Source organism: Streptomyces sp. NPDC054834 (genome assembly GCF_053611185.1).
Genome location: NZ_JBSGZV010000071.1, coordinates 1 through 23,650 on the forward strand (window position 1 = coordinate 1; position 23,650 = coordinate 23,650).

29 protein-coding genes and 4 pseudogenes are annotated in these 23,650 nt (G+C 68.6%); 17 read left to right on the top strand and 16 right to left on the bottom strand.

What is annotated here, in order from left to right:
• Positions 1-405, top strand: a 405-nt coding sequence (locus ACWGJM_RS45555; RefSeq protein WP_453417675.1) for an ISL3 family transposase, incomplete at its 5' end; no start/stop codon positions are given.
• A 62-nt stretch (positions 406-467) separates the two neighbouring features.
• Here ACWGJM_RS45555 and ACWGJM_RS45560 read toward each other — a convergent pair.
• From ACWGJM_RS45560 to ACWGJM_RS45580, 5 genes and pseudogenes are all read right to left on the bottom strand, one after another.
• A complete protein-coding gene (locus tag ACWGJM_RS45560) occupies positions 468-1,070 on the bottom strand; it encodes a DUF6000 family protein (RefSeq protein WP_453417676.1) in 603 nt (200 codons plus the stop codon).
• Between the two features lie 279 nt (positions 1,071-1,349).
• Complete coding sequence (locus ACWGJM_RS45565; RefSeq protein ID WP_453417677.1) at positions 1,350-1,886, bottom strand: SMI1/KNR4 family protein; 537 nt, start codon at positions 1,884-1,886, stop codon at positions 1,350-1,352.
• Between the two features lie 187 nt (positions 1,887-2,073).
• Positions 2,074-2,385 carry a hypothetical protein gene (locus ACWGJM_RS45570; RefSeq protein ID WP_453417678.1) on the bottom strand — a complete coding sequence of 104 codons (312 nt, stop codon included), beginning with the start codon at positions 2,383-2,385 and terminating at the stop codon, positions 2,074-2,076.
• Positions 2,386-2,421: 36 nt separating this feature from the next.
• Entirely contained in the window at positions 2,422-2,679 is a 258-nt protein-coding gene (locus ACWGJM_RS45575) for a hypothetical protein (protein WP_453417679.1), read from the bottom strand.
• Between the two features lie 499 nt (positions 2,680-3,178).
• Positions 3,179-3,292: pseudogene (locus tag ACWGJM_RS45580) on the bottom strand (restriction endonuclease); the annotation flags it as partial.
• 368 nt (positions 3,293-3,660) lie between these two features.
• Here ACWGJM_RS45580 and ACWGJM_RS45585 point away from each other — a divergent pair.
• Complete coding sequence (locus ACWGJM_RS45585; RefSeq protein WP_453417680.1) at positions 3,661-5,034, top strand: amino acid permease; 1,374 nt, start codon at positions 3,661-3,663, stop codon at positions 5,032-5,034.
• 32 nt (positions 5,035-5,066) lie between these two features.
• On the opposite strand, the gene ACWGJM_RS45590 is transcribed toward ACWGJM_RS45585, so the two are convergent.
• From ACWGJM_RS45590 to ACWGJM_RS45600, 3 genes and pseudogenes are all read right to left on the bottom strand, one after another.
• Positions 5,067-5,636 (bottom strand): Rv1733c family protein, encoded by a 570-nt coding sequence (locus ACWGJM_RS45590; RefSeq protein ID WP_453417681.1) that lies wholly within the window; start codon positions 5,634-5,636, stop codon positions 5,067-5,069.
• Between the two features lie 117 nt (positions 5,637-5,753).
• Positions 5,754-6,284 carry a TerD family protein gene (locus ACWGJM_RS45595; protein ID WP_453417682.1) on the bottom strand — a complete coding sequence of 177 codons (531 nt, stop codon included), beginning with the start codon at positions 6,282-6,284 and terminating at the stop codon, positions 5,754-5,756.
• A gap of 431 nt (positions 6,285-6,715) precedes the next feature.
• Positions 6,716-7,442, bottom strand: a pseudogene (locus ACWGJM_RS45600) (flavodoxin family protein); the annotation flags it as partial.
• 116 nt (positions 7,443-7,558) lie between these two features.
• Between ACWGJM_RS45600 and ACWGJM_RS45605 the strand changes: the two are divergent.
• Entirely contained in the window at positions 7,559-8,425 is an 867-nt protein-coding gene (locus ACWGJM_RS45605) for a transposase (RefSeq protein WP_453417683.1), read from the top strand.
• 6 nt (positions 8,426-8,431) lie between these two features.
• Here ACWGJM_RS45605 and ACWGJM_RS45610 read toward each other — a convergent pair.
• Positions 8,432-8,938 (bottom strand): annotated as a pseudogene (locus ACWGJM_RS45610) (transposase family protein); the annotation flags it as partial.
• 300 nt (positions 8,939-9,238) lie between these two features.
• Here ACWGJM_RS45610 and ACWGJM_RS45615 point away from each other — a divergent pair.
• From ACWGJM_RS45615 to ACWGJM_RS45635, 5 genes and pseudogenes are all read left to right on the top strand, one after another.
• Positions 9,239-9,391 carry a hypothetical protein gene (locus tag ACWGJM_RS45615; protein WP_453417684.1) on the top strand — a complete coding sequence of 51 codons (153 nt, stop codon included), beginning with the start codon at positions 9,239-9,241 and terminating at the stop codon, positions 9,389-9,391.
• A gap of 79 nt (positions 9,392-9,470) precedes the next feature.
• Complete coding sequence (locus ACWGJM_RS45620) at positions 9,471-9,599, top strand: hypothetical protein (protein WP_453417685.1); 129 nt, start codon at positions 9,471-9,473, stop codon at positions 9,597-9,599.
• Between the two features lie 381 nt (positions 9,600-9,980).
• The gene (locus tag ACWGJM_RS45625) at positions 9,981-10,151 is read left to right on the top strand and encodes a hypothetical protein (protein ID WP_453417686.1); all 171 of its coding nucleotides are present in this window, start codon (positions 9,981-9,983) and stop codon (positions 10,149-10,151) included.
• 177 nt (positions 10,152-10,328) lie between these two features.
• A complete protein-coding gene (locus ACWGJM_RS45630; RefSeq protein ID WP_453417687.1) occupies positions 10,329-10,583 on the top strand; it encodes a hypothetical protein in 255 nt (84 codons plus the stop codon).
• 113 nt (positions 10,584-10,696) lie between these two features.
• Positions 10,697-11,306: pseudogene (locus tag ACWGJM_RS45635) on the top strand (transposase family protein); the annotation flags it as partial.
• Here ACWGJM_RS45635 and ACWGJM_RS45640 read toward each other — a convergent pair.
• A complete protein-coding gene (locus ACWGJM_RS45640; RefSeq protein ID WP_453417688.1) occupies positions 11,288-11,587 on the bottom strand; it encodes a hypothetical protein in 300 nt (99 codons plus the stop codon). The pseudogene ACWGJM_RS45635 and the gene ACWGJM_RS45640 overlap by 19 nt on opposite strands.
• Positions 11,588-12,186: 599 nt before the next feature.
• Entirely contained in the window at positions 12,187-12,930 is a 744-nt protein-coding gene (locus ACWGJM_RS45645; protein WP_453417689.1) for a class I SAM-dependent methyltransferase, read from the bottom strand.
• A 365-nt stretch (positions 12,931-13,295) separates the two neighbouring features.
• Between ACWGJM_RS45645 and ACWGJM_RS45650 the strand changes: the two genes are divergently transcribed.
• Positions 13,296-14,165: an IS5 family transposase gene (locus ACWGJM_RS45650; RefSeq protein ID WP_453417690.1), complete on the top strand. Its 870-nt coding sequence runs from the start codon at positions 13,296-13,298 to the stop codon at positions 14,163-14,165.
• Positions 14,166-14,203: 38 nt separating this feature from the next.
• On the opposite strand, the gene ACWGJM_RS45655 is transcribed toward ACWGJM_RS45650, so the two are convergent.
• The 3 genes from ACWGJM_RS45655 to ACWGJM_RS45665 form a co-directional block, all read right to left on the bottom strand.
• Positions 14,204-15,646: an NF041680 family putative transposase gene (locus ACWGJM_RS45655; protein WP_453417714.1), complete on the bottom strand. Its 1,443-nt coding sequence runs from the start codon at positions 15,644-15,646 to the stop codon at positions 14,204-14,206.
• A gap of 177 nt (positions 15,647-15,823) precedes the next feature.
• Positions 15,824-16,009, bottom strand: coding sequence for a hypothetical protein (locus ACWGJM_RS45660; protein ID WP_453417691.1), 186 nt, complete (start codon positions 16,007-16,009; stop codon positions 15,824-15,826).
• 432 nt (positions 16,010-16,441) lie between these two features.
• A complete protein-coding gene (locus ACWGJM_RS45665; protein ID WP_453417692.1) occupies positions 16,442-17,410 on the bottom strand; it encodes an aldo/keto reductase in 969 nt (322 codons plus the stop codon).
• A gap of 66 nt (positions 17,411-17,476) precedes the next feature.
• Between ACWGJM_RS45665 and pdxR the strand changes: the two genes are divergently transcribed.
• Positions 17,477-18,904: a MocR-like pyridoxine biosynthesis transcription factor PdxR gene (gene pdxR / locus ACWGJM_RS45670; protein WP_453417693.1), complete on the top strand. Its 1,428-nt coding sequence runs from the start codon at positions 17,477-17,479 to the stop codon at positions 18,902-18,904.
• A gap of 141 nt (positions 18,905-19,045) precedes the next feature.
• Here the strand turns inward: pdxR and ACWGJM_RS45675 are convergent, their stop codons facing one another.
• Positions 19,046-19,219, bottom strand: a complete 174-nt coding sequence (locus ACWGJM_RS45675; protein ID WP_453417694.1) for a hypothetical protein — start codon at positions 19,217-19,219, stop codon at positions 19,046-19,048.
• A 181-nt stretch (positions 19,220-19,400) separates the two neighbouring features.
• The gene (locus ACWGJM_RS45680; protein WP_453417695.1) at positions 19,401-19,721 is read right to left on the bottom strand and encodes a hypothetical protein; all 321 of its coding nucleotides are present in this window, start codon (positions 19,719-19,721) and stop codon (positions 19,401-19,403) included.
• Positions 19,722-19,753: 32 nt separating this feature from the next.
• On the opposite strand from ACWGJM_RS45680, the gene ACWGJM_RS45685 reads away from it, so the two are divergent.
• Genes ACWGJM_RS45685 through ACWGJM_RS45715 form a run of 7 tightly spaced genes read left to right on the top strand, consistent with a single transcriptional unit; the run spans position 19,754 to position 23,639 of the window.
• Positions 19,754-20,365 carry a 7-carboxy-7-deazaguanine synthase QueE gene (locus tag ACWGJM_RS45685; RefSeq protein WP_453417696.1) on the top strand — a complete coding sequence of 204 codons (612 nt, stop codon included), beginning with the start codon at positions 19,754-19,756 and terminating at the stop codon, positions 20,363-20,365.
• Positions 20,366-20,420: 55 nt separating this feature from the next.
• Positions 20,421-21,050, top strand: a complete 630-nt coding sequence (gene folE, locus ACWGJM_RS45690) for a GTP cyclohydrolase I (RefSeq protein WP_453417697.1) — start codon at positions 20,421-20,423, stop codon at positions 21,048-21,050.
• A complete protein-coding gene (locus ACWGJM_RS45695; protein ID WP_453417698.1) occupies positions 21,050-21,355 on the top strand; it encodes a hypothetical protein in 306 nt (101 codons plus the stop codon). Before folE ends, ACWGJM_RS45695 begins: the two co-directional genes overlap by 1 nt.
• On the top strand, positions 21,324-21,875 hold the full coding sequence (locus ACWGJM_RS45700; protein WP_453417699.1) for a hypothetical protein: 552 nt from the start codon (positions 21,324-21,326) through the stop codon (positions 21,873-21,875). Before ACWGJM_RS45695 ends, ACWGJM_RS45700 begins: the two co-directional genes overlap by 32 nt.
• Positions 21,872-22,201, top strand: coding sequence for a hypothetical protein (locus tag ACWGJM_RS45705; RefSeq protein ID WP_453417700.1), 330 nt, complete (start codon positions 21,872-21,874; stop codon positions 22,199-22,201). The genes ACWGJM_RS45700 and ACWGJM_RS45705 overlap by 4 nt, the downstream gene beginning before the upstream one ends.
• Positions 22,198-22,950 carry a hypothetical protein gene (locus ACWGJM_RS45710; protein WP_453417701.1) on the top strand — a complete coding sequence of 251 codons (753 nt, stop codon included), beginning with the start codon at positions 22,198-22,200 and terminating at the stop codon, positions 22,948-22,950. The genes ACWGJM_RS45705 and ACWGJM_RS45710 overlap by 4 nt, the downstream gene beginning before the upstream one ends.
• On the top strand, positions 22,947-23,639 hold the full coding sequence (locus ACWGJM_RS45715; RefSeq protein WP_453417702.1) for a dTMP kinase: 693 nt from the start codon (positions 22,947-22,949) through the stop codon (positions 23,637-23,639). Before ACWGJM_RS45710 ends, ACWGJM_RS45715 begins: the two co-directional genes overlap by 4 nt.
• Positions 23,640-23,650 lie beyond the last annotated feature (11 nt).

The following is a 23,650-nucleotide window of genomic DNA, read 5'->3' on the forward strand; positions in this document are numbered from 1 at the left end:
GTGACCGCCCGGCCGCCGTCGCCCCGAACGGTCTCCGGATGGATCCTCAGACGCCCGGAAACCCTCACCGAGCCCGAACAACTCCAGCTCAAGACCGTCCGCACCCAGTGCCCCGAAATCGACGCACTCACCCGACACGTCCGGTCCTTCGCGGTCATGCTCACCGACCGCCAAGGCGAGCGTCTCCCGGACTGGCTCGACGCCGTCCGACAGGACGACCTGCCCAGCCTCCACACCCTCGCCGCTGGCATCGACCGCGACCTCGACGCCGTCACCGCCGGACTCACTCTGTCCTGGAGTTCAGGTGCGGTCGAAGGCCATGTCAACCGGATCAAGATTGTCAAGCGCCAGATGTTCGGGCGGGCAGGCTTCCAACTTCTCCGCAAGCGCGTCCTACTGGCATGACGGAGGGTCGCCGCCTCAAGGACGACGAGCCAGAGTCTTCGACGCGAACAAGACCAATGGGGTCAGGTGTCGGCGCATTCGTCGATGACGGCGCAGGCGAGGCGAATGCCGCCCAGGTAGGTGGAGATGCCGTCATCGCCGTGCATGTGGGGCGCGTCCTGGAACCACTGCCGCCACAGGCCGCCCTCCTGGAGGAAATGGCTGGCCCGGTCGCTGTGCAGGACGGAGTCGGTGTACGCCAGGGCGCCCATGGCTGTCGGCTGGTCGTAGGCGAGGTCGGGCCGATGCAGGTAGCGATCCAGGTAAGCGGCGAGCAGGTCGGCGTCCCGTGCGGTGCCGAAACTCGCCAACGCCACGCAGTAGGCCCCACCCGCGCAGCAGACCTCGCTCTCCAGCAGCAGTGCTCCCAGACGCCCGCGGAAGTGGTCACGGCGCGAGATGGCGGCGAGCCATGCCGCGGTGCGCCGCTCGCGCCAGCTGCCCTCGAAGAGGATGGTGAGCTCGGCGTCGGTAACAGCCCTCGCATCACGGGCCAGGGCATGAACGAACGGCTCGTACTCCTCGCGCGACATGCGAAGTACCGCTCCGCCAAGCTTCAGGTAGCGGCGCGCAGGGAGGCAATAGCGGCGGTACAGAGCCTGTATCTCGGGGTCGTAGCGGATCACCACCCCATCCTCTCGCGACGAGCACGCAGCTGAGGGCATGGGGCGGAATACGCCTGCAGTGTCCCCGAGACGGGTGGGACGCCACTTGGGACCCAGGTCGGGTGAGCAGGGTTTCGACAGCACGCAACGTTACTGCTCCACAGAAGTTGAGCCAGACCCCCGAAAAGAACAGCGTTTGGCGACCGATTCCGGAGGCAGTTGGTGATCACCTGGCTCTCGGATCTCGATGAGAAACGACGGCACTGTCGTGTCCACGAACGTGGGACGGCCAGCCTCTCCTCAGAGCGGCTGGCCGTCGAGGGGGTCGCCGGAGCCGGGCTCGAACGTCGTGCCGAGGCCGTACTGCGCGATCCCGAAAGGTTGAAAATCTGCATCGGCAAGGACGCGGTAGAGGAACTCGGAGGTGGACATGTCGTACCGGTGCCACGCGCCGACGTCATTGGACCGCGCGAGGACGGGGTACTCCCCCGGCCGCTCGGCGTCGATCAGCCAGAAGTACTCGTCGGCCCATTCGGTGGAGCCCCACTCAACCAGCCCCTTGCCGCCCGGCGCGTAGATCGCATAGGGCTCGACGGCGGAGACGTTTCCGAGCTTGCTGTCCTGGTCGACTGACAGGTCGACCCGCCACTGTGTCAGGAAGTCGAATGCGGGGCCTTCGTCGCGCCCCAGAAAGTAGAGGGAATCACTGAAGACGCCGCCACCGAAGGCCTCGTAGAGGTCCTTGTAGTCCGCCGGCAGCGGAACCCCCAGCTCTCCCTCGATCGCCGCCCAGTCGACGGAGATCCCAAGCGGCTCCCACCCGGCCAGGTCGATCACTCGCTGAACCCACATACAACAATCTTTTAGCACCGGTCTTCATTCCGATGTCCCTCAACCCCCTCGTCGCTCAGGTCAAGATCGACAGCTATCTCCGTTGAACTCCGGACCGAGTGGGGCGACGAGCAGAGTTGGAGATTTTCTCAAGAATCCCCATCAACTGCTCAGTACAGCCTGTCGGCGGACCCTACTCGTCAGCCAAAATCAGCAGGTCACCACCATCTGATGGTTCCGTGACCGTGTGTCCCAGCTGGACCAACAGCCCCGAGATCGCAGCCTGCACGATCGCCTGCATGCTGTCACCCGACGCTCCGGGCTGGTCCTTCGCCAGCGAGGTGAACCCGTCCGAGGCCGTCCACCTCACCAGCACCCCAGTCGGCACCGTCGTCACGGCAAGCCCGGGCCCGCTGTCCTCTGCATCCTCGCCGACGAGGTGGAACCCGGCCTGGATCAAGGCATGCCGAACCTGGATGAGCAGGTCGGACCGGGCAGGTGACACGGACGTCGCCTAACCCAAAACACCAAGATCAAACCTTCAATTTTGGAAACAGGCACCGCTAGTCGGTGCCTCGGTTCCCGTGGCACCGGCCGACGGCTCAGGGCAGGCACCGTCAGTACGACGCGGTGCGGTGGCCCGGATCTCCGCCAGGACGATACCGCCGGCCGGGTCGCGGTGGGTGGGCACGTACAGGCCCCAGTCGGCGTCCCCGACCGTGAGCCACTGGCCGACCCAGGCGTCGGTGGTCTCCAGCACGATCCCGGCGAGCGGGCCGCCTGCGAGTCGAACGATCACGGTGGTACCTCCATCCGGCGGGACTGTCCCGCCTCGCCCCTTGGTGGGGCTCGGCACCGGAAGGACAGCAGGGGGGCGCCGGCGACTTCCGTCTCGGCCCTCCGCCGCCGGGCTGACGGCGGCACGGCGCGGCGGCCCCGGCGACGCGCAACCGGCTGAGCGCGCCCCGATCCCCGGCCGCGGCCGCGCCGCCCAACCCGCCCGTCCCTTACTCCTTCACTCCAGCCAAGGGACATGGGCAGAGCGGCCGCAACGGGGATGTCAGCGGACCGACAACGGCGAAACCGCGTGGTGACCTGCACGGACACGGGGACGCTCCTGCGGGGCGCGCAACAGTAGGCGCAACCCTTGTCGCAACATCCAGCGCAACCGACAGGCGCGACCCTTGGCGCAACCTCGTGCTCCTGGTCGGCCGAGGCGTCCAGGTCACGCGGCCCGGACGGCTCGCCGGGCTCGTGTCCTCTGCCGGAGCTCGGAGCACGCCGCCGACACCGAAGGGGCGCTCGTAGAGGGCGCGGACTAGGCTGGCGCGGTTCTGAACGCAGCGCACGCTGCCCTCGATCGTCGTGGACAGTCGGTCTCCTGCCTCGCGCAGGACAACGTCGGCGAGCGCCAGGTCGGCCCCGTGCCTCGACGCTCCGGCACGGGCCCAGGACCCCCGGCTCACCTCGGCACAGGCGTCGCCGCTCCAGCGGCACCCGCGCGACCCGGCGGCACCACAGGTCCGGATTGATGTTCAAGGCCTCCGGACCCAGCTTGGCCCGGTTGCTGCCGATGTCCCACGGCTCCAGCCGCCGACCGACGACGGCCAGGAAAGGTCGTCGTCCCCTTTGACGTTTCCTTGACGGCCCGTGATGCCGGGCTGATGACTTCCTGGCCTAGTGTTGTTGTCGGTGTGCCGGGAAGTCTGGTCGGCGAGGTCCCTCCTACTTTTTTCTCCTGATGAGAGGTCTTCACGTGCCTGCCACTACCCGGGCTGCCGTGACATCGGCGACCGCCGTCTCCCCGCGCGGGCGTACACCGCGCCGGTCCGTCCTTTTCTTCGCGTTCGCCTTCGCGGTGATCGCCGATCCGGTGTCCTCTGTGGCGTACGCGATCGAGGCGGCGCTGCGTGCTCTGCACGGGGATCTGGCGCTGCTGCTGCCCACGATGAGCCTGGTGGTCGGGCTGGTCGTCGTGGTCACCGCCAACTACTGGCAGCTGGTGCGCCGCTTCCCCAAGGGCGGGGGTGCGGCCGCCGCGGCGGCGCGCGCGTTCGGGCCGCGGTGGACGTTCCTGCCCATCGGGGCGCTGGTGGTCGACTTCGTCCTGACCATAGGCATCTCGATCGCGGCGGCGTCGAGCGCGGTGATTGCTCTATTTCCCGGCCTGGCGGCCTTCCGTATCCCGCTGGCTCTGGTGCTGCTGCTCGTGGTCGCAGGGCTTACCTGGTTCGGGCACGGCGGACGCCTGCTGTTCGCTGTCATGACCGTGGCGTTCGTTGTGGTCTCGGTGGCCGTGCTGGTCATCGGCTTCGCCGCGCCCCACGCAACAGGCCACGCGGCCGCCACGCACGACCCCGGTCGCCCGGCCATGCTCGCGGTGGTGCTGGCCTTCCCTGTCGCCATGGCCCTGGCCACCGGTGTCGAGGCGCCCTCGACCGCGATCGCCCAGCTCGGCCAGCTCAACGACACCCACCGCCGCCGCTTCGGCCGCGGCACCCTCGCCCTGCTCGTGGTGATCGTCGGCGGCCTCACCCTGGCGCTGACCGCGCTGGCCGTGCGACTGCGCATCGGCATCCCCGGCGCGGACTCCACCCAGATCGCCGACATCGCGCACGCCGCCGCCGGACCGGGCTGGCTGTACGGAGCCTTCCAGCTGACCAGCTCGCTGCTGCTGCTCGCCGCCGCCAGCTCCTCCTTCCAGGCCGGCCCCGGCCTGCTCAAGGCCCTGGCCGGCACACCCGAGCGGCCGGGCGTGCTGCCTCCGGTGCTGGGCCGGACCAACCGCCACCACACCCCGTACTGGTCCGTGGTCGTCTATCTGGCTGCGGCCGCACTGATCATCGTCGCAGCGGCCGGCCAGGAGCAGGAACTCGTCCTCTTCTACGCCGTCGCTGTCTTCGTCAGCTTCCTGGTGGGCCTGCTCGCCATGACCCGCTTCGCCCGCAGCGAGGGCAAGCCCGCCCTGGCCTGGATCAACGGGATCGCCGCGACGGCCGTGGCATTCACCCTCGTGGTGAACCTGCTGCGCGGCTGGCCGGTCCTGTCGATGGTGGCCACGCTCCTCATCGCCGCCGGCCTGTACATCCGCTGGAACCGGGCCGGACGGCCCAGCGGCATCGAGGACGTCGAGGCGCAGGCAGAGGCGGACTGAACCGGGGGCCGGACTCGGGCGAGGGTGGCGGATCAAGCCGTCGCGCCGCCCCGCCGGGCGTCCGCGCGCTCCCACTCCAGTGCCCACTGCTTCATACGACGCCGGTCCAGCAAGGCACGTGCGGCTCGTGCGGAGCCCCAGACCGCGCATCCCGTGGCTATGGCCGAACCCATGCCCACCAGGGAGGACTTCAGCACCGCGTCGGACCGGCCCGCAGGCTCGGAGACCAGATCCCCCCGGGAGTCGGTCCACACCGGTACACGGGCCCCCACAGGCATGTGCGCGGGCACCGCGGCCCGCCCGGTACGTGTCCGGCCGTCGCGCGTCGTCCACCGGACCGTCGCGTCGGCGTTGTTGCTCACGTCGGCGTGCGCGGGCGCCGCGTCCCTGGCGTCCTCGAGCAGGACTGCCGCGACCTGCCGACGGCCGGAACGCTCCTCCGCGAAGCCCCGGTCCGCCACCACAGCGGCCGTCACGCCCGCGGCCGCCCCGCCCAGCACGCCCACGGCCCACGCGACGAACAGCAGCCACGCCTCAACCAGGTCACTCGTCCGCCGCAGCGGACTGCGCCGCCACCGCCACAGTCCCGAACGCAGCGTCACGCCCCCTCCGGACCTCATCCCCATGAGCCCACCTCCGGTACGAACAGCAGCGCTCTTGCGTGGTGCTGTCCGGAACCGTAAGGAAAGCGGCCGGTGCTCGAAAGACCCGGGGAGCACTCAATGCTGCGGGCTGCCCATCTCCGCGGTGAAGAGCACCGGATCGCTGTCGAAGCCCCGGATCATCTCCCGCAACTCCCACGCTCCAGCGGAGTCCCGGGTGAACTCGGCCACCGTCGCGGCCGTAGCATCGGCGACCCGGGCGAGGTCGTCCGCGATCAGCTGCCGGTATCCCTCGACGACGACCACCCCCGCGTTGGAGATGTCACCGAACGTGCGGGGGCCGCCGTCCTGATGGATGGCCACCCCGACCACCACCCGCCCGTACGCGGGTGAGAGACGGTCGAACTCCAGGACCATCACCTCGACGAACCCGAAGCCCATGCCTGTCTGGCTGTGCCGGCTCATGTTGATGGTGCCGTCCGGCGACCGGCTGTCGTAATGCACGACATACGCCGGCCGCCCGTAAGGGTCGTCCGCCGGATACGTCGCCGCGATGATGTCGAGATGCCGGGGCGGCTGCCCGTACGGACTCGGATCCCACTTCAGCCGCACCTCGACCTTGCCCAGCCCCTGGCCCCCACCACTCACCTTGCCGCGCCCCCCTCAGGACCACCGCGAGACCTTCCCGCACGATCAAGTATGTGCCTCTGACGGTCCTTTGACGCATCCCTGGCGGTCAACATCCGACGCAGACCCAGGTCCGACCTGCCGGTCGCGTATGCCGCGAACCCGTAGCCCTACCCCACCAGGCTGTCGCGCGAGCCGCATGCCGTGCATGAGCGCAGGAGCCACGGCTTTCGCCCTCAGGCTCCGCCGCAGGCTCTCCTGAGACCATGGCCGAGAGCCATGCTGATACCTGGCCGACGCCCCAGCTCTCGCCGGCAAGCGGACCAATGAGCGGGCGGACAGGCCCGTACTGAACGATGCGGGCCGGTTCGCGTGCGCGGCGCTGCGGCGGGCGGTTTCGATCGAAGGTGTCCAGCCTCCTGACCTGCGCAGCCTCTTCTTCCGCCGGCCTCCCGGGGCTCGGGGTTTTCGTAGTCGCGGCGGCAGCCGGCGTCCCAGGCGGTGCGCTGGTTGCCGTAGGCGGGGATGCCGCCGAGGTCCTTCAGGGCGCGGGCCAGGTGCAGCAGGTTCCAGGTCATGAAGGTGGTGTTGCGGTTGGTGAAGTCGTTCTCCGGTCCGCCCGAGCCGGGGTCGAGGTAGGAGGGGCCGGGGCCCGCCTCGCCGATCCATCCGGCGTACGCGTGAGGAGGGATGGTGTAGCCAAGGGGCTGCAGAGGACGTTCATGGCGCAGTGCTTGACGCCGTCCTCGTTGCCGGTGATCAGACAGCCGCCGACGCGGCTGTAATAGGCGTACTGGCCGGCTTCGTTGAGCAGGCTGGAACAGGCATAGAGGCGCTCGATGACCTGCTTCATCACGGAGCTGTTGTCGCCGAGCCAGAAGAGGCCCGCCAGTACGAGGATGTCGGGCCCAGGACCTGCCGGTACAGCTCCTGCCAGGCGCCCGTCTCCCAGCCGTGTTCCCTCATGTCGGGCCACACGCCGGTGGCGATGTCGTGGTCCACCGCCCCTACGACATCAAACCGTACGCCCTGCGCGTCCAGGATGGCGGTGCTGCGGTCGATCAGTCTTTGGGTGTTGCTCGTCTCCGGCGAGCGCTTCAGAGTGCAGTTGATCATCAGCGCGCGCAGGTCGTCGTACCGGGTCTGCGGTGCGTCAGTGGCAGGCGACGAAGCGGTCACCTGCTCCTCCCAGAGCCTGCCGTCCCACGGTGCGACGGTTACTGACTTCAGCTCGTCAGGGTGAATCTTGGCGAAGTGCTCTATGGGCTCAGAACGGTGGCTGTATCCCGTGGTGTGTGAGATATGGCGATGGGGGTGGGCTGACCGCTGCGGGACGTCGGCGCCGGGAGTCGGTGCGGATGCAGGCGGCCGAGCTGTTCGAGCAGAAGATCAAGGCATTGGAGGTCGCACGGCGCCTACGGGTGAGCCAGAAGTCCGCCTACCACTGGTATCAGTTGTGGCGGGACGGTGGCGTTGAGGCTCTGGCGTCCCGCGGCCCGAGTGGATCGCGCTGTCGGCTGTCCCCTCGCAGTCTGGAGAAACTGGCCGTGTACCTGGAGCAGGGTCCGGCCGCCCGGGCGGACTGCGGGGGCTACATCTGCTTCGAAGACGAAGCAGGCTTCACCCGAAAGCCGCCCCGAGGACGAACCTGGGGCCGGCGCGGGCACACCCCGGTCGTGACCGTCAGCGGGCGACGTTCGGGACGCCTGTCCGCGGCGGGACTGATCGCGATGCGGCCCGGCTCGAGGACCCGGCTGTGCCACCGCCTGCGCACCCACCGAGCGGGCAAAGGCGCGCGCCGCAGCATGAGCGAGCGGGACTTCATCGCACTCGTCGACGGCGTCCACCAGCTCCTGAAGGCACCGATCGTGCTGGTCTGGGACCGCCTGAACACCCACGTCTCCCGCGTCATGTGTGAGCTGATCAACGAGCGCGAGTGGCTGACGGTGTTCCTGCTACCCGCCTACTCACCCGACCTCAACCCCGTCGAGTGGGTGTGGGCGCACGTCAAGCGCAGCCTGGCCAACCTCGCCGTGGTCGCACTCGACCGGCTCGAAGCCCTCGTACGCAACCGGCTCAAGCGCCTTCAGTACCGGCCCCAGACCCTCGACGGCTTCATAGCGGGCACCGGCCTGACCCTCGACGAAACAGCGTCACCTTGACGAGCCGAAGTCAGTATCGGCCCAGCACGGGACGTCCGCTGCGGCAAGGGCGTCGACGATGCCGTGTTCACGAGCTGCGCGGACGTCGTGGATGGCGCCGGCCATGGCCGGCGATGCCCACAGCAGGCGACCGAGTGGATCGGCGACGACTTGCACGTTCATACCGTGCTTCCTGTGTTTCCCAGAGTAGAAGAGCTGGTCGGCAGCAATGCGGTCGATCGGCAGCAGGGTTCCGTCCAGCAGGACGAATGCCTTCGTCGAGGCGGCCCGCACCGCCGCTTCGAGAGTGGGCGCGAGGTCGGCGAGGAGGTCGACGGCCTCGGTGATGTAACGGTAGGCGGTGGTCGTGCCGACACCGAAGCCGGCGGCGAGCTGGGCATAGGTTTGCCCGTTGCGTAGGTGGGCGTGTGAGGAGAGCCTGGCGGCCGGCGCTCGGGCGTCGCCAACGGGTACCGATCACGCGGCGGCGTTGCCGCAGTCGTTCTCGAGAAAGCGCAGGGCAGAGCTGGACACGTCGACGCCCGACGGGTAGACAAGCGCACGAAACCTTTTGGTGGAGACGGATCTTCTTGGTCGAAACCCATCTACCCGGGGCTTCACCACGTTGTCAGCCCAACTGACGGGCCAGCTAGGCTGGTTGGAGAAGACTGACTGACATGGGGGGACCGTGCCGTCCGAGACTGGTTCGCAGTCCGTCAGGGAAGCTGCCCGCCGCATCGTGGATCTCGTGCTCACCGACGACGACGCTACCTCGACAGCCTCCCGGAGGAGGTCGAGGTCTCCATCGGCGTTCCGTTGACCGAGGTGGCGAGGATGTTGGACGAGCCCGTCGGCGACAAGGAGTTCCGGGGCGACGTCCGGCTCCTGCTGGAGGTGGTCGCGATCGTGGCGCCCCGCATGCCGAGCGAACTGCGTGACCTGTTCGAGGGGCTGCGTCTCGCCATGCGTGGAGTGACCGTGCGCTGAACGGGGTCCGGGCCGGACAGAGCCTGGGCAGGACGATTCAAACCAAGTTGAAAAGGGCTTACGGCCTAAACGTGTCCAGATGGCCGCATCCAATGACTGCCTTGGCGGTGTCGTGATGCGGATGGTGGTGCAGACGGAGATTTCGGCACGCATGAGTTACGGCGTCCAGCGAGCGGCGCTGATGATCTGGTCAATCTCGGACGGGTGATACTCGCTGGGCAGTGGAAGCCCTGCAGTCACGGTGATGAGTAGGCACTCGCCCCGCTTGAGGCATCGACGTGCAAGTCTGCGCATTTGCGGTCGGGGTCATTCGAGAAAGGGAATGTGCAAGCAAGTGAAAGGCTCTCCAATGCTGACGCCCTCCTTAGCTCCCTTGAATTGGCGACATTGCCATTGTCGAGAAGTGCGCCCAATATCAACTACAGTTCATGGGGGCGTGTAATAAAATTTGGCCTCGTGGTGCTTGGGCCGACGTTCGCCACCTTGATGCTCCTTGCGCTTCGGGCACGGATTCGGCGTTGATGGTATTGCCGCTACCCGGGATTCAATCGGTGATGACGACGCTCGGCGTCCCTGCTCACGCTCGCTCATGGCTCTGCTTTCCATCACCCGGGCCGAGGCGGAAGCCCACGTCGGGGTGGGCAAGCGCTACAAGCCGATCACCAGGGAAGCGTTTCGGGACGCCGACTTTGTGGTCGCCTCACTGTGGGCCGACATCGCCGTACAACGGCACCGGTCGCTCGACGAAGATGCCGAGTGATCTTGGCGTCGGCAGCCACTCGCCCGAAACTTCGGCGATGTAGCGCCCCCGTTGGCGCAGCAATACGAACGTCCTGGGTCCCCTACCGTCGAGCAGTCGGGAGATCAACGCCTTCATCGTGGCGCGGGAAGGCCATGATGAGTGGATGATCGGTGCTGGCTTTCAGGAGTGGAACTCGTGGCAGAGGTCTGGGTGTTGCACCGCACGCCGGAAGAGACGCTCACTCGCCAGCGGCAAGTCAGGTCGCGGGCCAGTAAGGCGCGGTCCCGGCTCGTGCGCGCGGACACGATCCCTTATCTGCGCGCCGACGAGGTGGCGCAGTGGCTCCCCGGCTCCGAGGACGTCGTGACGCTCGCCGACCGCACAAGGGCATCGGTCATTGCGGTGGTCGTCACGCACAGCCGAACGAGCCGCTCGATCTCCGGTGACTGAGCGTTTTCAGCGTGGCCACTGATCGGGTGACGAGGCATGGTCCGCAACGGACAAGGCCCCTGTGCCGTTGAGGGAGGTGTTCGACGTCTCAACTCGCCAGCACAGGAGCCTTGTTGGCTCCCTCTCCTGCCGCACTCGGCCTCCCCCATGCCCTGGTCGAGTGGGTAACCATGCTCATCGTCACCCGCGAGGGTGACCGTCGCTGCAAGCTCCCGCCGCACCAGCGTGCCCTGGTCGGCCTGGTGGACCTGCGCCGACACGACACCCTCGCGCAGATCGCGGCCGGCTTCGGCATCGCCGTCGGCACCGCACACACCTACACGAGCGCGGTGATCGGCTTGCTCGCCGACCGCGCGCCCGGCCTGCTGCGAGCCCTGCGCGAAGCCGACCCCGACTACGTCCTGCTGGATGGCACCCTCGCAGAGTGCGACCGGGTCGGCGACAGCCGAGCCGACTACTCTCACAAGCACCGTCGGCACGGGGTGAAACGTGCAGATGGTGACCGACCCAGCGGGGCGGCTGCTGTGGATCTCGCCCGCGTTACCCGGTCGCGCCCACGACCTGACCGCTGCCCGCACCCATCAGATCATCCGGATCTGCGAGAGGCAGGGCGTCCCGGTACTCGCCGACCGCGCCTACATGGGGGCCGGCCCGTGGGTGACGACACCCCTCAGGCGCCCGCCGGGCCGCGACCTCACCCCAACTCAGCAAACGTCCGCCCGCCGGCGCTCCTTCGGCCAGCGCGAGGACACCCACCGGTAGCTGCCGACCGTCGTATAGGCCAGGCCGACGTCTTCGGCGAACATCCGGATGGCCTCGCTGACGGTGAACAGGTCGTCCTTCCCGGACGGATTCGCACCCCCATACGAGCGCATCGGCTCGATCTCCACGCCCGCATCCCCGAGGCGCCACTGGGCGCTGCTCATCGTGGCCACCCAGTCCCGCCCCAGCTTGACCAGCTCTTCGTAACGGTCCCGGGTCACACTGCCGACCATCGCGGACATTCGCACCCACCCCCACAGGCATCCGGGCGCGGCACTCTTCATGCCGTCAACGCGCCACGAATACCCGTCACTTCGCACGATCCGGCGGCCCGGAAGCGGTTGCCAGAGCGTACGGGCCCGGCGCGTGGAGCTGCCCTGCCGTAACGGGGCGCGCGGTCTCACACCCCGCCCGGCTGCGTGCGCCGCCGATGCCAGGCCCGTTTGCGGCAGCGGGGAGAGCAGTACCGTGCCGAGACAGGATGGTCCACCCCGACCGTCCAACTCCCACCGCAATCCAGGCAGTTCGCCGTCCGGGCGGCCCGGACCGCCTCGGTCCTCGACTTCGTGCGTCGCAGCCGACGCCAGTGCCGCGAACGACAAGCCGACGAACAGAGCACCGCCGTCGCCTTCGCCGACGGCATCAGCGGACCACCGCACCCACGGCACAACCGCGGCCCGGCGTCCTGCCCCGCGACCACGACCAGCCTCAGCCGGGGAACACCGTCCCTGCCCATGTGTGCCACCGTACAAAAGGGCGGAGGCCGCCGGAATCCCGGCGGCCTCTCAGTGACCCTTCGGCCTACCAAAGCAAGAGGACGCCGGAGGAAGACCATGCGCAGCTACTGCGTTGGCGGGAGTCGGTAGACGGAGACGTGAGAACGCGACTCGGCGGTGAATGTGGCGCCAGCCCAGTCGGCATGCCTGGTCTCCAGTTCGAATCCGGCCAGCTGAGCCATAAGGTCGAGTTCGGCCGGCCAGATGTAGCGATGCGGGCTGCGGAACAATCGCGCCTGCTCGGACTCATCGAAGCGGAAGTGGTGCGATACCACCTGCTGGTGCAGGACGTCGTAGGTGTCCAAACCGATGTAGCCGGGTTCGGACTGCCAGACGGTGGCCGTTTGCCCCGGTGGGAGCTTGCGCAACTCGGGTACCCAGAGCTCGATCACGAACCGACCACCAGGCGCGAGGTGGCGGGCAGCGTTGCGAAAGCACTGGACCTGCTCATCCTGGCTGAGCAGGTTGGAGATCGTGTTGTAGACGAGGTAGACGACGGTGTACTTCCCGGGGGCGACGGTGGTCGCCATGTCGCCAATGATCACTGGGATCGTTGCTTCGTCTACCTTGGTTCGCAGCTGCTCCACCATCGGGAGCGATAGCTCGATGCCAGTGACGGAGACTCCTCGCCCGGCGAGCGGGACGGCTACCCGGCCGGTCCCGATGGCGAACTCAAGCGCCGCTCCGATCCCTGCGAGCTGGGCGAGACGGTCCACGGTCGGCCCCAAGACCTCGGGCGCGAACATGCCCAAGCCGGGCGTGTCATAGCGCTGGGCAGTATCGGCGTCCCAGATCTTCTCCTGCTGCATTCCGTCAACGCTCGCCGCTGGCCCATGGGATGTCCAGCGAATTTCCCGCAGCCCTCCGAGTACGAATCAGGAGGAAGATGGGAAGATCGAAGGCGTTTTTGGGTTGTCATGCAGACATCAGGAACAGCTTCTCAGAGGTCGTTTTCACCTTGAATGCGCTGGTGTCTGCCAATTTTCGAAGCACGGGGTTGTGGTTCTGCGGAGACTATTGGTCGGCTTGATACCTGTTGGCCTGGTGGGGTGACACGTGGGGGAGATGTGGCTTGCGCCTGTCTCATCCCAAGGAGCCTGGCCTTGTGCGGTGTGCTTCCGTCGTCGTTGCCGTGCGCCTGGGCGCACTCGATCCGGAGCGGTACGGCAGGAGCATGCCTGCGCGACGCCCGTATCCGAGTGATCTGTCCGACGCCCGCTGGGAGTTGATCGAGCCGGTGCTGTCCGCCTGGCGCTTTGAGCGTGGCGGCAGGGCCCTGGACTTCGGCCGGCCACCCGAGCACGACCTGCGCGAGATCATGAACGCGATCTTGTACGTGGACCGCACCGGCGTCCAGTGGCGCTACCTTCCGCACGACTTCCCGAACTGGAACACGGTCTACGGCTACTTCGCCAAGTGGGCGGCAGGAGGCGTGTTCGCCCAGCTCAACGGCTTACTCAGGCAACTCCTGCGGCAGAAGGAAGGGCGGGACGCCGAACCTTCGGCCTGCGTGATCGACGCGCAGAGCGTCAAGACTTCCACCAGTGTCCCGGCCTCCAGTCAGGGGACCGACGCCGGGAAGAAGATCGTCGGGCGGAAGCGGAGCATCGTCATCGACACGATCGGCCTCCTGCTCGCGGTGCTGGTCACCGCGGCCAGCGTGCAGGACTCCGTGGCCGGCACCCAACTCCTCGACCAGGTGGCTGCCGACCACTCGGGCATCCGCAAGGTGTGGGTGGACGGCGGCTACCGCCAGCACCTCGTCGAGCACGCCGCCACCCTCGGCATCGACATGGAAATCACCGCCCGCACCCCCGGGACCAGGGGCTTCACCCCCGTCCCTAAACGGTGGGCGGTCGAACGAACCTACGGCTGGCTGATGCTCCACCGCCGGCTCGCCCGCGACTACGCAACCCTCCCCGGCCGGTCCGAAGCCATGGTCCACCTCGCCATGACCGACCTCATGGCCCGCCGCCTCACCGGCGAAGCCACCATCTCCTGGCGCGATCCGAAAACAGTCACTAAACAACCAATTCCGGGATGAAACACTGGGAGAAAACGACCTCTCAGCTTGTTCTTTATCTACCAAGATCTTCCGGGCTTGCCGATGGCCTTGAGGGTCTCGGGGCGTTTGACGGTCTTACCGACGTCGTAGCGGGGTGCCCGGTGCTTGTTCTTGGCACCGGGTGGCCGTCCGGGGCCGGCTCCTCGGGGTTTGGGAACACGGGCCGGGCAGGCGAGGTGAGCGCGGATGTTCCTGAACCCTCGGCGGACCCGGGGCGGGGTGAGGCGGTCGGAGGTGGTCGGCTTCTCCCAGGGCCGGCGGAGGTCCGTGGCGAGGGGTCGGGCGAGCCGGAGCTGGGTGTGAGCGACGATCAGGATCCAGGTCCAGCGGTCCGCCGCTTCGGGAGTGCGGAGTTTCGGGGTGGTCCATCCAAGGGTTTGCTTCGCGAATCGGAAGGTGTGCTCCAGGTCGAAGCGGCGAAGGAATGCCTGCCAGGAGCGGTCCACGTCGTCCGGGGTGGCACCGGTCTTGGAGGACCATAACCACAGCGGCGGGGCATCCCGTTCCTTCGACAGATGCTCGACCTTCAACCGCATCAACGTCCCCTCGACCAAGGGCAGTTCACCGTCGTGGTTGAGCCATGAGGAGCGGTGGGTGAGCCGGGGGTGGACCCGGTCCCATGCCTGGGTCTCGGCCTTTCCGTAGTTGGTGGTGTCGGTGACCGTGGTGATCGCGGGCTCGGGCCAGGTCTCCGGCTCGGTGAACCGGAATTCCGGGCCGTGCTTGGGCGGCCGGCCGTTGACGCCGTGCATCCGCGGTGGTTTCGGCAGCCGCATCACGCGGTCGGAGCGGACGCGGCCGACCATCTCGACGGGGAGGTCGCGCAGGACCCAGGCCAGTCGGGTGACGTCATAGCCTGCATCGCTCACGATCACGATGTCCGGGCCCCCCGCCTGCCACTGGCCGGCGGCGATGAGCCGTTCAACGACTCCTCGGAGCTGGGCGGCGGTGATCGCGGTTGCGTCGTCCGTAGGGCCGAGCCGGACCGCGTCCAGGATCGCGGTCCAGGACGTGGCGCCCGGCTCCAGCACGGCCACGAAGGAGTAGGGCCAGCCAGGAATGAACTGCGACGCAGTCTTCGCCCGGCCGTAGACGTGGCAGAACAGGCGCTCCGCCGAGCACGGCGCGTCCGAGCGAAGCCACGGCGACACATCGACCGCCAGGACCAGACGCCCGCCGTCGAAACGCGGCAGCGGCAGGCCGGCCAGCACCGTCCGCAGCTTGTCGACGTCGAGCCGGCCGTGGTTCAAGCCGCCGTACATCGCTCCATGCCCACGTCGATGCTCGGGCAACAACGTCAAGTCCACCGGGGACTTCACAGCACCGTCCGCACACAGCACCGCGTCCACCAGCTCGAACAACTCGTCGCGCCAGGCGGTCAGACACTCGTAGAACTCTCCCCGGAAGCGTGACGCTTCCGCGAACGCTTCCCTCCGGACAGCATCAGGCAGCAGACTCACCCTCACGGCCTTCGTCGTGATCACGTGCACCTTGGTCGGAGCACATGATCAGACGAAGGCCGCCCGCACGTCCGACGAACCCTCAGGTGAGCGACTCAGTTCGAGACACCGTTCGAGGCCGGAAGAAAAAGAACAAGCTCAGGGTTCTGCTTCCACACCGGTTTGCCGCACCGGGTCTCATCGATCCCGACCGCCGGAGGTCTCGGGCGGGGTCTCGGGCAGGGCTTTCGCGGCGTACTCCTCCAGGCAGCGCTGCACGATCGGCCAGGACAGGCCCAGATCGCGGCCGGCCCGTACCACGGTGCGCCCGCCGTCACACACCGCGGCCCCCGCCGCCTGGCGCAGAACGGTGGTGGTGCGCATCCGGGCGGGCACCGCTCGTATCGCTTCGGTGAACGAGCCGCGCTCACAGACAGGTTGCGGTGCAGTACCAGCGCGCCTTGCGCCACGGATGCTCACGGGATGCCCACTGCAGGACAGGAGCCTCGGCCCGGTTGTGCGGTGGCACTTCAGCCGGATGGCGAACACCCCGCAGGAGAGACAGGCTCGGGCACGGTCCTCGGCGGTGACCACATGCACCACCGAACGGCCTGCCCCGTCGTCCCTCACCTGCGTCACACTCACTCCCTCCAGCCCAGCAGTTGTGTCGCTGCGGTGTTGATCCACGTATCGATGAACAAGCCCTTGGGGTTTCAGGCTCTGGCGCCGACTCGATCCTCGATGCCTTTCAAGGGGGAACCGGGGTGCCGTCCGAGCTTTGCCTTGTCAATGCCCGGACGGCGGGGTCCCGCGAGGTCATGAGGCGTTGTCGAGGCGGTGCCGCAGCTCGTCGTCCAGCTCCAGGTCCAGGGCGCCGAGGCACTCGTCGAGCTGGTTCACCGAACTGACGCCGAGCACCGGCAGCGCCGGCGGGTCGCCGCGCAGCAGCCAGGCGAGGACTACCTGGTTCCGCGTTGCGCCCAGCTCGTTCGCCACGTCAGCTAGCACCGCCAGCCGACGCCTGCTGTCCTCGTGGTCGTACTGCTCGGGCAGTGGCCGGTCGGAGCGGGTGTACGCGCCGGACAGTAGTACCGAGTAGCTGAGCACTGTCAGGTTGGGCTCTTCGCGCGCGTAGTCGAGCAGCTCGTCGCTGATGTGCGGGTTCGCACCGAACTTGGCGCCCGGCCGCGGCCGCAGGTAGCTGTGGCGCTGCTGGACACAGGTGAAGCCGGGCAGCCCCGCGGTCCTGGCGATCTCACGGGCCTTGGCGAGGCGCCAGGCGGCGTGGTTGCTGCACCCGGTAACCCGAACCAGGCCGTCGGTCACCAACGAGGCGAAGGTGGCGACGGTGTCTTCCAACGGTGTGCGACGGTCCTCGATGTGGGCAAAGTAGACGTCGAGATGGTCGGTGCCCAGGCGGCGCATGCTGGCCTCGGCTTGGGCCCGGACCACCTTGTGGGACAGCCCTTCCGCGTGCTGCGGCCAGGGAGCGCCCAGCGGGTCGGGCAGCGCTCCTACCTTGGTGGCCAGCACGACCCGGTCCCTGGCCCGCCGGGACGCCAGCCACCGGCCCAGCAGCTCCTCGCTCTCCGAACCGGTGCCGCCAGGCACCCAGAACGCGTAGGTGTTGGCGGTGTCGATGAACGTGCCGCCGAGGTCGGTGAACCGGTCGAGGATGGCGAACGCCCGCTGTTCGTCGACCGTCGTGCCGAAGTGCATGGTGCCCAGGCACAGCGCACTCACGCTGAGCCCCGACCCGCCGTCGGACAAGATCCGCTGTTCCACGTGAACCTCCTGTGGTGATCGCGGATGACGCTAACGGCGATTGGCTCGGCATTATGATCCATTCACATGGAAGAATCCCGAACCAATCTCGCGTGGGGTGTGCTGCTCGACCTCCCAGGGGCGGGCGCGAAGCACGAGCGGCTGACCCGCGCGCTGCGGGTGGCGGTCCGCTCCGGGCGGCTGCCCGCGGGAAGTGCGCTTCCTCCGAGCCGCACCCTGGCCGCCGACCTGGGCTGTTCCCGCTGGGTCGTCACGCAGGCGTACACGCAGCTGGTCGCTGAGGGGTACCTGGACGCGCGGGTCGGGTCGGCCACCAGGGTGCGCTGGACTCCCGACACAGTGCCCGCGCCGTCGGACGCCGACCGACCGCCGGCACCACAGACCCGGTTCGATCTGACCCCGGGCCTGCCGGACCTGCGGGCCTTCCCGCGCGCCCGGTGGGGCGAGGCGGTCCGCGACCAGGCACGCCGGGCGCCGTTCCCCGACCTGGGTTTCCCCCCGCCGGGCGGACACCCCGAGCTTCGCCGGGTCCTGACCGACCACCTGCACCGCTCCCGGGGCGTCGTGGTGGACACCGACGACATCGTGGTCTCCACGGGCGTCACCGACGGCGCCGCCCGCCTGTTCCGGGCCTTGCGGGCGGAGGGGATCACCCGCGTGGCCGTCGAGGATCCTGGTTGGACGCGGCTGCATCACGTGGCCCGCGAGGCCGGGCTGACCGCCGTGCCGGTCCCCGTGGACGAGCAGGGCCTGCGGGTGGCCGAATTGGACCGCGATCCGACGGTCCGGGCGGTGCTCACCACGCCGGCCCACCAGTTTCCGACCGGCGTCACGCTCAGCGCGGAGCGGCGCGCCGCGCTCGTGGAGTGGGTGCGGCGGATCGACGGGGTGGTGCTGGAGGACGACTACGACGCCGAGTTCCGCTACGACCACCGCCCGCTGGGCGCGGTCCAGGGGATGTGCCCGCAGAGAGTGGTGCTGCTCGGTTCGGTCAGTAAGACGCTGTCACCGGCCCTCGGCATCGGTTGGGTGGTCGCGCCGCCGCAGTGGCGCCGGGTGCTGCAGGCAAGCGGCACCGTCCGGTCCGGCCCGCCGGTGCTGGACCAACTGGCGTTCGCCCGCCTGGTCCGGACCGGTGGCTATGACCGGCACCTGCGGTCGGTGCGACAGCGCTACCGGGCCCGGCGGGCCGCCCTGCTCGACGCGCTGCGCACCCGGCTGCCGACGTGCCAGATCACCGGGTCGGCCGCCGGTCTGCACATGGTGGCCCACCTCGGGGACGGCGTCGACGCGGCCGACGTCGTCACGGCCGCGGCCGCCCGCGGGCTTCGGCTGGTCGACCTGGGGACCTACCGAGTGGACCACCGGGAACCGGCCGACTGCCTCGTCCTGGGCTACGGCAACCTCGCCGACGGCGCGGTCGACGACGCGGTGGTCATGCTCGCCGCGTCGGTGGCCGATCAGAGCGCGCACGACAGCGGACCACCCCGGTAGTCGATGGCATTCGGACCTGGCGGCAACGCAGTCCCGTCCCGCGCCCGCGTGGCATCTCAGTACCTCATCACCGCGACGTGACTCACGTCCTGGCCTCCACAGGGCAGGGCACGCCGAGACCGGCCCGATCAACCTGGCCTGTCACGATGTGCGGTTCGTGGCGATGAGGTCGAGCCTGAAGACGGCCGTCTTGTCAACATGACGCTCGATCAAATCGAGTGGCACTTCCCGCTCGAACGGCAGATGCGGATCCCGGTAGCCGACCTGAGGCAGATAGGTCGCAAACGCTCGCGCTGCTTCACGTCCTTCCACCATGACCGGATGGCACTCGGCGTGTTCGCCGTCGGGTCGCTCGCGCTCCTGTTCCCACTCAGGATGCTGACACGGTTGAGCTCGCGCGCGACGCACTGAGCGTCGGCCACAGCATGCACGGGCCGTCATCAGAAGCTGTGTCAGAACCCGTGCGCCGGGCCATGACGGAAGTCGCTCCAACCGGTCACAGACCGGCGACGTCCCCGGCCCTCTTCAGCACGGAGTCGAGCGCGTCCACCACGGCGTCGTGCCGCCTCACGCGCGCCGCCCGGTCCGCCGGCACCAGCCGCACGGCGGCCTGCACGGCATAGTCGTCCGGGTCGCCGAAGGCAGCCCGCGGGTGCTCTCCCGTATCCGCGCAGTGCGCCGTGACATCCTTGACCGCCTGGAGCACGACTGCCCGGTCCACGCCCGGCTGCATGGCCAGCCGTACCTGGAAACGCGCCATCCACTTTTCGCGGTCCTTCTCCCTCGACGCGTCCGTCTTCTGGTCCTTCTTCGCCACGTGCTCTCCCGGGTGATCGGCAGCCGTCCGTCATGGAGTTGGACGCCAAGAGCAGCGAAGTGGGTTGCGGAGATCTGATGAGTTTCAGGCGACTGCCGGGAGCCGCACGAGCTCTACCGACCGGTCCACTGTCACAAAACGTCAAGCTGGTGGCCTGGGCCGCGTCATCACCGGTCGAGCTGGTCGTGATCACCGGCGGTGAACCGCTGATCCAGCAGGCGCGCCTGGCGCCTCTCGTCCGGGGGCTGCTGGCAGCCGGGAAGCGGGTCGAGTTCGAGACGAACGGCACTATCGCGCCCGCCCCCGAGCTGGTGGTCGACGGGGTCCGGTTCAATGTCTCGCCCAAGCTCGCCAGTTTCGGCGTGAAGGAGGCCAAGAGCCGCGTGCCCGCCGCGCTGGAGGCGTTCGCGGCCTCCGAGCGGGCGGCGTTCAAGTTCGTCGCTTCCACGGTGGCCGACCTCGACCGGATCGCCGAGCTTGCCGATACCCACCGGCTCGCGCCGGTGTGGGTGATGCCGGAGGGCACCACCGCTGAGGCGATCACCGCGGCCACTCGAGTCCTGGCGGACGCGGTCGCGGCCCGGCACTGGCACTTCACCACCCGGCTTCACGCGTTGGCCTTCGGCGACGCCCGAGGCCGCTGACCGCACGCACCACCACGCCCATCCGTTCCCCAGTCCCCGGAAGCGAGAGAAGCCCATGACGACCTCTGTCGCCAGCGTTGCAGCGGCCGCGACCGCTGCCGTCCCCGAGCCCGCCGCGGCCATCGACACCAGCCGGGTCGCCGACCTGATCACGCAGCTCTTGGTCGAGCTCGGCGAGGACCCGGCCCGCGAAGGGCTGATCGGCACCCCGGACCGTGTCGCGGCCTGGTGGAGCGCCTTCCTGTCCCCGGACGGCGCGACAACGGCCACCTGCTTCACCGAATCCCAGCTGAGCGGTCAGCTGGCAATCGTGGGCGGCATGAGCGTGTGGTCGCTCTGCGAGCACCACATGCTGCCCATGAACTTGCAGGTCGTGGCCGGATACGTGCCGGACGGCGAGGTGGTGGGTCTGTCCAAGTTCGGGCGGATCGCCCAACACTTCGCTGGTCAGCTCCAGGTCCAGGAACGCTTCACCCGCCAGGTCGCCGAGTACTTCACGGGCGTAATCGGACGCGAGGACGTCGCTGTCGCCGTGCGCGGCGTGCTCCTGTGCGTGAGCATGCGTGGCGTACGGATGGAGGAGGCCCGCACCACCACGGTGCAAACTGGCGGGCGCTTCGGCACCGACCCCGTTCTCTCCCAGCAGTTCCTCACGGTCACCGCCGGACTGTGGGGGGCGCCGTGATGGCCGCCACGGGCATCGACTTCTCCGTCATCGCTCCGCCTGCCTACCTGGAGGACTTCGTCGCCCAGGAGCCGGCCCGCGTCCACCGTGTGGCCGCCCAGCGTGTGCTGTCCGACGAGATTTACCGGGTCTTCTTCGCTCGCGAGGCCGAGCGCGGCGCCGAGATCATCGTCGACAACGGGCTGTTCGACCTCGGCTACGCCCCTGCCGGCGGAAAGCCTCGTCGAAGCCGCGCGCGCGGTGTCCGCGAGGGAGATCATCCTGCCGGACGTCATGCAGGACGGGGCCGCGACCCTGAAGGCTAGCGATCAGGCCGCGCGGGAGATCCGGGAGCTGTCCGGCGACGCATTCCGGCTGTGCGCGGTCCTGCATGCAGCGGACGACGAGGAATGGCTGCGTACCTACGACGCCTTCGTGACCGGCGGCTGGGCCGGGGCCATCGCCCTGCCGGCCTCACGTCGGCCGGGTCCCGACAGGCAGCTGTGCCGCACCCGCTGGTTGGCGACCGCTTACCTGGAGGACCGCGGCCTGGTCGACGATCTGATCGTGTACCGGCTGCTCGGTCTGGGCCGGACCGGGCACCTGGAGCTGGTCGAGCAGCGCGAGCACGAGTGGATCTCCTCCGTGGACGGCGCGGCCCCGGTCATCCTCGGGTCGATGGGCATCGCCTTGCTGCCCGAAGGACCGTACGAGAAGCCCTCCACGCCACGGGTCGAAAAGCTCGGCCCGATCCCCGAGGACCGGTTCGACCTGATCCGGCAGAACATCGCCGTCGTCCGCGCGGCGGCCGGCAGCGCCGTGACGATCGCCGAGGAGCGACGATGATCCCCCTGCTGGCCGACGCCGCCCCCGGGCTGCTGCGCGCCGCCCCGTTCGACCCCCGAGGGCACACCATGAGCCCGGATAGGCTGTTGCGCTACCTGGAGATCAAGGTTCACCACCTCATCCAGGACCAGGACTGGGACAGCATCCGCGTCATCGGCGGCTACGACCGCACCGCGATGATCTCCCGGTACGAGAAGAGCGGGAAGCTGTTCAACATCGAGCGGCCCACTGCCGAGGTCCACGGCCGTGACCTGGTCGTCAAGGCGTTCCCCGGCGCCGACTACGTCCAGCACTACGCGCTGATTATCACCTCTACCTGTTCATGACCGGCCGCCCGGCCGACACGGTCACGTACCAGCCGCCCGGGCAGGAGGAGTGCCGAACGGCGCTCGACGCGCTGGGCCTGGAGCTGGACGGTGACCTGGTGATCGTCGGCTGGGGCCTGCAGTACCTCACCCCCGAGAACGGGGTGTGGACCCGCGGGCCCGGCTACGCCTGGCAGCGGGCCGAGGTCGCCGGCCGCCGCGTGGTCTACCTCGGGTTTCTGCACAGCATCTGGGGGGACGTCGCCGGGCGGGTCGTCGCGCGCCTTGCCGAACTCGGCGCCGGCGACGTCGTCTACGTCGGCAAGGTCGGCTCGCTGACCCCCGGCATCGAACCGAACACCTGGCTGGCGACCGACAACACAAGCCTGGTCCGCGGGGCGCTGGTGAGCTGGGACGACTTCTTCGGCGACTTCGCCGCCACCCAGGGCGGGGTGCAGAGCGGCCTGCACGTCTCTTCCCCGTCGATCCTGCTGGAGAACCGGGACTGGCTGGCCCAGCACACGACGTCGTACGCCTTCGTCGACCCTGAGATCGGGCCCATGGGGGCGGCGGCGCGTCAGGCCGGCATCAGATTCGGCTACCTCCACGTCATTTCCAACAACCTCGCCAGGCACTACCCCGCCGACCTGTCCAATGAGCGTCACAGCGACGTCCTGCATCGGCGCGCGGTCCTGGTCGACCGGATCCGCACCATCATCACCGGCCGCCTGACCGCCGGACCGGCCCACTCCTTGGGAGGAACCCGATGACGGCGAACGCGCCAACCACCCCCGCGCCCGGGCGGCTGATCACCTTCGTCGGTGGTGACGGGGCCGGCAAGTCCACCCTCGCCGCCCGCCTGCACCAGTCCCTGAACAACGCGGGCCACGAGGCGATCCTCGTCGGCAAGAGCAGCACCGACGTCCCCCGGGACCTGGAGCTCTCCGCCTACCTCAACCGCCTCAACGAGCTGGTCTACCGACGCGACGCCCGCGTCGCCCAGGCGTGCGGCGACCACTACTGGCTGCTGGCACTGGCGTCCTGGTACACCCTGCAGGACCGGCTCGTGGTCCAGCCCGCGCTCACCGCAGGCACCCACGTGGTCCTCGACAACGCACACCACAAGATCCTCGCCCGCTACGCGGTCAACCCCGAGGTTCCCACCCGCCTCGCCGCACAGGTCTTCGCGCACCTGACCGAACCGGACCTGGTGTTCTTCCTGAACATCGGCGCCCGCGAAGCCCTCGCCCGCAAGGGCTCGTTCTCCTCCCTGGAGACCGGCCACTCCGGCGGCGGCGACGAGGACTTCATCCGCTATCAGGACACCGTCCTCGACCAGATGCGCGAGCAGGCGGCACGCGGCGCCTGGCTGTCGCTCAACGCCGCCGACATGGACCGCGACCAGGTCTTCAAGGCCGCCTCCGCCGCGCTCGCCGACCGGCTGCACCTGACCGTCTGACCCACCCCACC

Bases quoted from the DNA above. Each gene is read 5' to 3' on its own strand.
- ACWGJM_RS45615 (WP_453417684.1), top strand. From the start codon at position 9,239: ATGTTGGACGAGCCCGTCGGCGACAAGGAGTTCCGGGGCGACGTCCGG.
- ACWGJM_RS45620 (WP_453417685.1), top strand. From the start codon at position 9,471: ATGGCCGCATCCAATGACTGCCTTGGCGGTGTCGTGATGCGGATGGTG.
- ACWGJM_RS45625 (WP_453417686.1), top strand. From the start codon at position 9,981: ATGGCTCTGCTTTCCATCACCCGGGCCGAGGCGGAAGCCCACGTCGGG.
- ACWGJM_RS45640 (WP_453417688.1), bottom strand. From the start codon at position 11,587: ATGTCCGCGATGGTCGGCAGTGTGACCCGGGACCGTTACGAAGAGCTG.
- ACWGJM_RS45645 (WP_453417689.1), bottom strand. From the start codon at position 12,930: ATGCAGCAGGAGAAGATCTGGGACGCCGATACTGCCCAGCGCTATGAC.
- ACWGJM_RS45650 (WP_453417690.1), top strand. From the start codon at position 13,296: ATGCCTGCGCGACGCCCGTATCCGAGTGATCTGTCCGACGCCCGCTGG.
- ACWGJM_RS45660 (WP_453417691.1), bottom strand. From the start codon at position 16,009: ATGCGCACCACCACCGTTCTGCGCCAGGCGGCGGGGGCCGCGGTGTGT.
- pdxR (WP_453417693.1), top strand. From the start codon at position 17,477: ATGGAAGAATCCCGAACCAATCTCGCGTGGGGTGTGCTGCTCGACCTC.
- ACWGJM_RS45675 (WP_453417694.1), bottom strand. From the start codon at position 19,219: ATGGTGGAAGGACGTGAAGCAGCGCGAGCGTTTGCGACCTATCTGCCT.
- ACWGJM_RS45685 (WP_453417696.1), top strand. From the start codon at position 19,754: ATGGAGTTGGACGCCAAGAGCAGCGAAGTGGGTTGCGGAGATCTGATG.
- folE (WP_453417697.1), top strand. From the start codon at position 20,421: ATGACGACCTCTGTCGCCAGCGTTGCAGCGGCCGCGACCGCTGCCGTC.
- ACWGJM_RS45695 (WP_453417698.1), top strand. From the start codon at position 21,050: ATGGCCGCCACGGGCATCGACTTCTCCGTCATCGCTCCGCCTGCCTAC.
- ACWGJM_RS45700 (WP_453417699.1), top strand. From the start codon at position 21,324: ATGCAGGACGGGGCCGCGACCCTGAAGGCTAGCGATCAGGCCGCGCGG.
- ACWGJM_RS45705 (WP_453417700.1), top strand. From the start codon at position 21,872: ATGATCCCCCTGCTGGCCGACGCCGCCCCCGGGCTGCTGCGCGCCGCC.
- ACWGJM_RS45710 (WP_453417701.1), top strand. From the start codon at position 22,198: ATGACCGGCCGCCCGGCCGACACGGTCACGTACCAGCCGCCCGGGCAG.
- ACWGJM_RS45715 (WP_453417702.1), top strand. From the start codon at position 22,947: ATGACGGCGAACGCGCCAACCACCCCCGCGCCCGGGCGGCTGATCACC.